The sequence below is a fragment of the Aeromicrobium sp. genome, assembly GCF_032084975.1.
Taxonomy (GTDB): Bacteria; Actinomycetota; Actinomycetes; order Propionibacteriales; family Nocardioidaceae; genus Aeromicrobium.
Genome location: NZ_DAMDLR010000103.1, coordinates 1 through 7,325 on the forward strand (window position 1 = coordinate 1; position 7,325 = coordinate 7,325).

General features: G+C 71.2%; 7 protein-coding genes. 4 read left to right on the forward strand and 3 right to left on the reverse strand.

Annotation, left to right across the window (positions count from 1 at the left end; genetic code table 11):
• A partial coding sequence (locus RT323_RS15285) for an asparaginase (RefSeq protein ID WP_313409981.1) occupies positions 1-343 on the forward strand: 343 nt, incomplete at its 5' end.
• Position 344: 1 nt separating this feature from the next.
• On the opposite strand, the gene RT323_RS15290 is transcribed toward RT323_RS15285, so the two are convergent.
• The 3 genes from RT323_RS15290 to RT323_RS15300 are packed head-to-tail and all read right to left on the reverse strand — an operon-like array spanning position 345 to position 3,335.
• Complete coding sequence (locus RT323_RS15290) at positions 345-527, reverse strand: hypothetical protein (RefSeq protein ID WP_313409983.1); 183 nt, start codon at positions 525-527, stop codon at positions 345-347.
• Entirely contained in the window at positions 520-2,562 is a 2,043-nt protein-coding gene (locus RT323_RS15295) for an alkaline phosphatase family protein (protein WP_313409985.1), read from the reverse strand. The genes RT323_RS15290 and RT323_RS15295 overlap by 8 nt, the downstream gene beginning before the upstream one ends.
• Complete coding sequence (locus RT323_RS15300) at positions 2,559-3,335, reverse strand: MBL fold metallo-hydrolase (protein WP_313409987.1); 777 nt, start codon at positions 3,333-3,335, stop codon at positions 2,559-2,561. Before RT323_RS15300 ends, RT323_RS15295 begins: the two co-directional genes overlap by 4 nt.
• 216 nt (positions 3,336-3,551) lie before the next feature.
• Between RT323_RS15300 and RT323_RS15305 the strand changes: the two genes are divergently transcribed.
• From RT323_RS15305 to RT323_RS15315, 3 genes are all read left to right on the forward strand, one after another.
• Complete coding sequence (locus RT323_RS15305) at positions 3,552-5,015, forward strand: AMP-binding protein (protein ID WP_313409988.1); 1,464 nt, start codon at positions 3,552-3,554, stop codon at positions 5,013-5,015.
• A 23-nt stretch (positions 5,016-5,038) separates the two neighbouring features.
• The gene (locus RT323_RS15310) at positions 5,039-6,832 is read left to right on the forward strand and encodes a DUF3556 domain-containing protein (protein WP_313409989.1); all 1,794 of its coding nucleotides are present in this window, start codon (positions 5,039-5,041) and stop codon (positions 6,830-6,832) included.
• On the forward strand, positions 6,829-7,325 hold a 497-nt coding region (locus tag RT323_RS15315; RefSeq protein WP_313409990.1), incomplete at its 3' end, for an FAD-dependent oxidoreductase. The genes RT323_RS15310 and RT323_RS15315, both read left to right, overlap by 4 nt.

Genomic DNA, 7,325 nt, shown 5'->3' on the forward strand with positions numbered 1-7,325 from the left:
GGAGTCGCCGCAGGCGCGCGTCGCCCGCGCCATGGCGACCCATCCCGACATGGTCGCCGGTGGGCAGCGCCCCACCACGACCCTCATGCGCGCGGTGCCGGGCTTGGTCGCGAAGGACGGCGCCGACGGGATCTTCGCCGCCGGCCTGCCCGACGGTCGCGCGGTCGCGTTCAAGGTGCTGGACGGCGCCGAGCGTCCTCTGGCTCCGGTCCTGGTCCGGGCGCTCACCGAGCTGGGAGCCCTCACGGGCGATGACGTCGACCAGGCGTCCGTCGAGTCGCTGCGTGAGCGCGCGGTGCTGGGCGCCGGTCGTCCTGTCGGCGCCGTCCGCGCCGCCTTCTGAGTCAGGTCTCGTTCGCGCGGACCCACGCCGCCACGGCCGGGTCCACGGTGGTGAACCGCTCGACCTCCTCGCCGCCGTCGCAGCGGCACAGCACGACCTGCGCCTGATCGGGCCCCAGCTCCACCAGTCGGCAGGTGCCGCCGTGCGCCGTCCAGCGCTCCAGGCGGGCGATCGGGTCATCCACGGGCCTGCTCCCTCCACGTGCGCAGCTGCCGGTGGACCGTCCACGCCCCGACCAGCACCGGTGTCGTGCCCAACTCCGGTACCACCTCGGCCAGGCCCGGGTCGATGTCCCACTCGCGCGGGTGGATCAGGACGGCCTCGTTCTGGGGACCTCCGATCCCACCGTGCGACCCGACCTGACCCTCGAAGGCATGGATCTGGCCGAGGGAGTCGACCGTCGAGATCACCACCAGGTCCCCGGAGTCCGGCAGAGCCTGCAGGCGTGACAGATCGGCCGCCGTGCGCGAGGGGTACGGTCCGAGCGGGTCGGTCCCGGTGAGCGAGCCGTCGGCGCGGAGCCGTCCGCCGTCGCGACCGAGGACGACGGGGCGTCCGTCCTCGTCGGTCGCCAGGACGAGCCCGACCGTCGGCTCGGCGAGCAGTCCGCCGACGAGCTGCGGCCAGCGCTCCTCGATCTGCGCCAGCGTGGGCCGTCGCGACAGGCGCGGGAACCAGATCATCCCGAGGTTGCCGCCCCCGGTGACCACCACCTCGGGGTCGGGCGAGTCCGCGACGATGCGCTCCGGCTGGCTCGTCGTGCGCTGGCCGGCGACGGTCCCGAGCAGGGCGTTGGCGCGTGCCCGCTCCTCGCCGCCCTCGGCGGTCGTGAGCAGTGAGGCGTCCCCGCCGCCCGACCGCATGAGGTCCGCGACGTGCTCGGGGAAGGAGCGACCCGCGAGGTCCGCGAAGGGCGTCCCCAGGCTCTGGCCGTGGTCGGAGACGATGACGAGGTCGTACCGCGTGGTGACCGAGCGGGCGACGTCCTCGAGCGCGGCGAGGACGCCATCGAGGCCCTCGATGGCGCGCATCGCCTCAGGCCGCTCGGGACCGGCGTGGTGCGCGATCTCGTCGTAGTCGACGAAGTCCACGAAGACGATCGGCGTTCCCCGGGACATCTCCTCGGCGACCAGCGACAGGTTGAGCTTGCGCAGCAGGACGTTCGTCAGCCCTCGCAGCGCGACGTAGCTGCCACGACGTGGGATCCGCGGGCGGACGTCCCTGACCCGTTGACGATGACCCTGGTGCAGCTCCTTGAGGACCTCGCCCACCGTCATCACCAGCGCGCCGGGCAGCAGGAACGGCCGGATGAAGAACGCGAGGTACGTCGATCCGGCGCCCAGGTCGCGCGCTCGCGTCGCCCGGCTGATGGTCAGGTAGCTGCGGTCGGCCTCGCCCGTGTAGGTCGTGCTCACGGCCGCGCCGCCGGCCAGCAGGCCGGACCCCGGCTGGAACCGTCCCTCGACGAGCTGGGAGTCGGCCGGGTTGCCGGCGGCGAGCAGGCGCCCGGCACGACGGTCCCACCACCGGAACGCCGGCACGATGTCGCTGTCGTGCAGGAACCCGGCCATGCTGGCCGGGGTCGTGCACGGGATCGTGGCCCACCACCCGGTGAGGGTGTGGCTGGAGTCGACCCACCGCGCGATGTTGGGGGCCTGGCCGCCGGCGATCGCGCGGCGCAGCACCGGCAGGGCGACGCCGTCGAGCTGGACGACGAGCGTCCCGCGGGGACGGTCGGCGGGCTTCGTCCGGCGCAGGGCGCGGGAGGCCCGCGCGGTGGCGGCGCCGACGACGTAGCCGCTGTCCGTCGCGCCCGAGAACCATCGGCCCACGGCCAGCACCGTCGCGGTCACCAGAAGAACGACCAGGACGTCGCGGAAGGGGAGCTCGTCGCCGACCGCGAGGCCGATCGCCGTGCCCAGGACGAACACCTGCGCGCCGAAGCCCAGGACGAGCGCCAGCAGGACGCTGCCGTGCGACGCGAGCCGGCGCAGCGGGCTGGCGACCACCACGTCGAGCACGAACATGGCCACGAAGACCACGAGGACGAGGACAGGCTCGTCGCTGACGCTCACGCCGACGGCCAGGAGGCCGCACGTCACCGCAACGGCGGTGACCGTGACGGTCCAGGCCGCTTGCAGGATGTCGGCAGTCCGCGGCCACCACGAGCGGTCCGGGTCGACCGACGAGGCCCAACCGCGACCTGCGGCCGCGTTCACGACGTCATCGTTGCACGCGGCAGGCTCGTGCGGACACCGATCGCCGGGACGACCACGCCCTCCGCCACTCCCGCGGCTCGTGCCGCCTCGAGGAAGCGAGGGGCGGGGGAGGTGAACCAGTGCTCGAAGGCAGGACCGCTGGTCCGCAGGACCGCGGGCCAGTAGGTGCCGTGGTGGACCGGGACGATCCACCGCGCGCCGACGGCGCGGACGGCCTCGAGCGCCTGCTCGGGATCGAGGTGTCCGTCTCCCAGGGAGGGTCCCCAGCCGCCGACCGGGACGAGGCCCAGGTCGACGGGGTCGATGCCGGAGAAGTCCATCGGACCCGTGTCCCCGGGGAACCAGCAGGTCATGTCGCGTCGCCGGAAGCGGAAGCCCAGTGACTCCGACGTGGCCGCCCCGGGGCGCTTGTCCCGTCGGCCGTCGTGCCGTGCCGGCAGCACCTCGATCTCGACGCCGGCCACGGTCAGCCGGTCACCGGGCCCCACCTCGATCGCCTGCAGGCGCTGCAGGGCTCCGACGGCGCGTACCGCGCCGCGGGGGACGACGATCGGCACGGCATCGTCGAACCGGCGCAGCGTCGGCACGTGCAGGTGGTCGTGGTGCAGGTGGGAGACCAGGACCAGGTCCGCCCGCGTCGCCCGCGGGGGCGGGACGGGCGCCAGTCGGCGCAGGTGGAACAGGCGTCGCGGCATCAGCGGGTCGGTGACGACGAAGGTCCCGGACATCTCGACCGTGGTGAAGGAGTGACCCCACCACGTCACGGCGCTCATGGGACGAGTGTCCTCCTGTCATGGGCATGGTTGACAAGGCCTGCGGCCAACTTGTGCATGGCTGACAAGAGAGCCATCGGTTCGGTACGGATTTGTCGTGAACGCACAGTTTTGCGGCGAAAGTTCTGCTCGAACGCAGGTGCATTGGGCACCGCTCACTGGCCTACGGTCCGAGGTGTGGCCCACATCACACATTCGGCAGCGGAGGACGACCCGATGACCCTGACGTATCTCAGCCACGTCCTGGCGGAGCGACACGGCGACGCCCCGGCCGTGGCCGACGACCGCACGTCGCTGACCTACACGGAGCTGGACGAGCGCGCCGGCGCCGTCGCCGGGCGCCTCGCCGCCGAGGGCTTCGGTCGCGGCGACGTCCTGGCGATCATGCTGGCGAACCGGGTGGAGCTCGTGGTCTGCCTGTTCGCCGCCTGGCGCCTCGGCGGCACCGCGACTCCCGTGAACCCCGCCTTCACCGACGTGGAGGCGACCCACCAGGTGAGCGACTCGGGGGCCCGCCTGATCGTCGTCGAGGACGACGACTCACCGACCGGCGGCGCCCGCCCCGTCACCGTGGCCTCCCTCGCCGCGGCACCTCCCACGGGCGTCGCCCCGGTCGTGAACGCACCCGACGACATCGCGCTGCTGGTCTACACGAGCGGTTCGACGGGACGTCCGAAGGGCGTCATGCTCAGCCACGCCAACGTCGAGGCGATGTCGTCGACGATGGCGAACCACATGGAGCTGGACGACCGGGACCACTGCATGCTGATCCTGCCCTTGTTCCACGTGAACGCCGTGATGGTCTCGCTGCTGGCGCCGCTGCGCGTCGGTGGCCGGCTGACGATCATCGGCCGATTCAGCCCACAGACCTTCTTCGGCGAGGTCGAGCGCATCCGGCCCACCTACTTCTCCGCGGTCCCGACGATCTACGCGCTGCTGGCGTCCCTGCCGCGGGAGGTCCAGCCCGACACGTCGTCGCTGCGCTTCGTGGTGTGCGGTGCCGCGCCGGTCTCGCAGGAGCTGCTGACGGCGTGCGAGGAACGGTTCGGCTTCGTCATGGTCGAGGGCTACGGCCTGACCGAGGGGACCTGCGCCTCCGCCTGCAACCCGGTGGGGCGCGACGCCGTGCGCAAGCTGGGCACCGTCGGGCCCGCGCTGCCCGGTCAGCGGATCGCCATCGGCGGACCAGGTGGCGAGCACCTGCCGCCGGGCGAGGTCGGCGAGGTGCTGATCAGCGGGCCGACGGTCATGCAGGGGTACCTGAACAAGCCCGAGGCGACCGCCGGGACGATCGTCGACGGGTGGCTGCACACCGGCGACGTCGGCCGCCTCGACGAGGACGGCTACCTGCAGCTGGTCGACCGCATCAAGGACATGATCATCCGCGGCGGGGAGAACCTGTACCCCAAGGAGATCGAGAACACGATCGCCCAGATCGAGGGCGTCCTCGAGGTGGCGGTGGTCGGCCGGTCCGACGACGTCCTGGGCGAGGTCCCGGTCGCGTTCGTCGTCACGTATCCCGGCGCGATGCTCACGCAGGAGGACGTCCTGGCGTACTGCGGCCGCGAGCTCACCCGCGTCAAGGTCCCGGCAGCGGTCGACATCGTCGAGGAGCTGCCGAAGAACCCGGTCGGAAAGATCGACAAGCCCACTCTGCGCCGACTCGTGCGCAGCGCCTGACACATCGAGAAAGGTCGAGGTTCATGGGATTCACGACAGCGGACATGCCACCGGTCGCCCCGGAGGAGTTCGAGCAGATGCCGGTCATGGACCGGATGAGGATGCTCGCCCTGCACTGGGCCGACTACGGCTTCGGCGGGCCCAAGCAGATGCACGCGCTCTACATCGTCAAGACCATCGTCTTCATCGCCGGCGGCTGGCTCGTCGTCGGCCTGACGACCCCCGGCCTGGGCCTGTTCGACCTCGGCGGCTGGTGGCAGGAGCTGATCGTCTACCAGAAGCTGATGGTCTGGATCGTGCTGTGGGAGATCACGGGCCACGCGGCGTCGTGGGGTCCGCTGTCGTTCAAGTTCGGTCCGTTCACCGGCGGCTGGAAGTACTGGACGAAGGTCGGCACGCTGCGCTGCCCGCCGTACGGCGACAAGGTCCCGGGCACCTCGGGCTCGGGCCGCACCGCCTTCGACGTGGGCCTGTACCTCGGTCTCGTCGCGATGCTGCTCGTGGCGCTCGTGATGCCCGGTCAGCAGACGGAGGCCGCGTACTCCGAGGCGGGCCTGATCGTCGCGTGGCCGCTCCTCGCGTACTTCGTCGGCCTGGTGGTCATGGCGTTCCGCGACAAGGTCGTGTTCCTGGCCTCGCGGCCCGAGCAGTACGCCCTGTGCCTGCTGGCGTTCGCGACGCTCTCGTCGCACGTGGACATGATCCTGGTCGCCAAGATCGCGATGGTCACGATCTGGCTCGGCGCCGGCGTCTCCAAGTTCGGCCACCACCTGACGTTCGTCGTGCAGGCCATGATGAGCAACACCCCGTGGCTGACCTCGACGAAGTTCAAGCGCACGCTCTACCGCGACGTCGAGAACGGCGACCTCATGCCGACCAAGATGGCGTTCACGTGGGCGCACGTCGGTGGCACGGTCGTCGAGCTGGTCCTGCCGCTCGTGCTGCTGTTCTCGACGAACGGGACGATCACGTGGCTCGCGATCGCCGGCATGATGGCGTTCCACCTGTTCATCTACTCGACGTACCCGCTCGCGGTGCCGCTCGAGTGGAACATCTTCTTCATCTTCGTCACGCCCTTCCTGTTCGGCGGCTTCATGGCCGGCGACGGGTACGGCGTCGGCGACTTCTCGAGCATGTGGCTCCTGGTCGCCGTCCTGGTCGGCTTCCTGACCGGGCCGATCCTGGGCAACCTCAAGCCCGAGTGGGTCTCGTTCCTGATCTCCATGCGCCAGTACGCCGGCAACTGGGCGTCGGGCACGATGGCGTTCCGGATGAACGGCGCCGAGGACAAGCTGGACGCGGGACTCGTGAAGGGCATGAGGATCCAGCGCGAGCAGCTGGCGGCGGTCTACGGGTACGACGTGGCCGAGGTCTTCCTGCAGAAGTGCGTGGCGTTCCGCAGCATGCACAGCCACGGCCGTGCGCAGCTCGCCCTGATGCAGCGGCACCTCGACAAGCTCGAGAACTACCGCATGCGCGAGGGCGAGGTCGTGTGCACCGTCCTGCTGGGCTGGCAGTTCGGCGACGGGCACCTGTTCGACGAGCGCACGATCGCGGCCGTGCAGGAGCGCTGCCACTTCGAGCCCGGCGAGTTCGTCACGACGTTCACGGAGTCACAGCCGATCCACCGGCGACAGGTCCAGTACAAGGTGATCGACGCGGCGCTGGGCGTCGTCGAGCGCGGCTGGTACGACGTGCGAGATGCTGTCAGTGAGCAACCATGGATCCCGAACGGCGTCAAGCACACCGTGACGTGGCAGCAGCCCGGCTACCGTCCGGCGGGCGAGCTGGCTGGTGAGGAGAAGGTGACGACGTGACGACAGCGGTGGTGGTCGGCAGCGGCCCGAACGGGCTCGCTGCCGCCCTCACCCTCGCGCGGGCCGGGGTCGAGGTGCAGGTCCTTGAGGCGGCCGACGAGATCGGCGGTGGCACCCGCAGCGGGCACTACACGGTCGACGGGGTCCTGCACGACGAGTGCTCCGGTTTCCACCCGCTGGCCGTCGACACCGCCTTCAGCCGCGCGTTCGACCTGTCCCGCGACGGTCTGACGTGGCGCTGGCCCGAGGTCCAGTACGCGCACCCGCTCGACGGGGGCCGCGGGGCCGCGGTCTGGCGCGACGTCGAGCGGACGGCCGCGAACCTCGGGGAGTCGGGTGCCGCGTACCGCCGGATCTTCGGCCCGCTGGCCAGGCGCTTCGACCGGATCGCGCCCGAGTTCCTGCAGCCGATGCTGCACGTCCCGCGGGCGCCGTTCTCGCTCGCCGGGTTCGGCGTCGCCAGCCTGATGCCCGCCACCTGGCTGGGCCGGGT